This is a genomic window from Olivibacter sp. XZL3 (assembly GCF_004368405.1).
In the GTDB taxonomy this organism is placed as follows: Bacteria; Bacteroidota; Bacteroidia; order Sphingobacteriales; family Sphingobacteriaceae; genus Olivibacter.
On record NZ_SBJH01000100.1, the window covers coordinates 1 to 1,232 of the forward strand.

At 48.2% G+C, this 1,232-nt stretch carries 1 protein-coding gene; it reads left to right on the forward strand.

Annotated features, from left to right (window positions below; genetic code table 11):
- Positions 1-57 precede the first annotated feature (57 nt).
- Positions 58-1,220 (forward strand): IS3 family transposase gene (locus EPX21_RS19245; RefSeq protein ID WP_240768735.1). Its coding sequence is split into 2 segments (ribosomal slippage): positions 58-319 and positions 319-1,220, totalling 1,164 coding nucleotides; the frame shifts between segments, so codons are not numbered across the junction.
- The last annotated feature ends 12 nt before the right edge of the window (positions 1,221-1,232 follow it).

The following is a 1,232-nucleotide window of genomic DNA, read 5'->3' on the forward strand; positions in this document are numbered from 1 at the left end:
TGTAATCTCCCCTTAAAACAGCTACGAATATTAATGTAGTTTTATAATTTAGGGACAATGAAAAAAAGCAAGTTCAGCGAGTCACAGATCATCAAGATTTTATCACAGCAGGAATCTGGTCAATCGGTTTCAGACATCTGCCGTGAGCACGGTATCAGCCAAGGAACGTTCTATTCATGGAAGAGCAAATATTCTGGCATGGAGGTTTCCCAGCTCAAGCAGCTCAGGGAAATGGAAAAGGAGCTGGCGCAGTACAAAAAGATCGTTGCCGAGCAGACCCTGCAGATCACGGTTTTAAAAGACGTTATCGAAAAAAAGCTCTAGGGCCTGCCGAAAAGCGCGAGCTTGTATGTTATGCCCGTGAAGATTTCGGGATGAGCCTACGGCAGGCCTGTGCAATATTCCGTCTCAGTACATCTGTTTTTTATTACCGTGCAAAGCGTAAAGATGACACGGAAGTCATCGAGCAACTTTCCAAACTGGCAGACCTTCACCGCACATGGGGCTTCTGGATGATGTACCACCGGCTGAGAAATCTGCAGTACATGTGGAACCATAAGCGTGTCTATCGGATATATACAGCTATGAGGCTCAATCTGAGGAACAAGCGCAAAAAACGGCTTCCGGCTAGGGTAAAGGCACCTTTGCTCTGTCCTATCGGACCGAACATCACCTGGAGCCTTGATTTCATGCACGATACGCTGGCCAGCGGAAAAACGATACGCACACTGAACGTCATCGACGACTTCAGCCGGGAGGCACTTTCCATTACAGTGGATACCAGCCTACCCGCACAGCGGGTAATACGGGAACTGGAAAAACTGTTGGAGTGGCGTGGCAAACCCGAAAAGATCCGTTCGGACAACGGGCCGGAGTTTGTCGCTGAGGCCGTGCGGGGATGGTGTGAGCAGAACAACATACGGTGGGAGTTCATCCAACCGGGGAAGCCGACACAGAACAGTCTGATAGAACGGTTCAATAGGACTTTCAGACAGGATGTTCTTGACAGTTACATGTTTGACAGCTTGCCCGCCGTAAGGAAATATGCAGATGCCTGGGCATGGATGTACAACAATGAAAGGCCCCATTCTTCTCTGGGGCAGTTAACGCCGACAGAGTTCCTGTTGAAATATGGAAAACTCTCCGAGTTTCCCACATTCCAACAGGATAGCAATAGCAAGTCTGATTGGAATTCTTTAGTTTTGGGTGTAGCTAGCTAGGGTAAGATTACA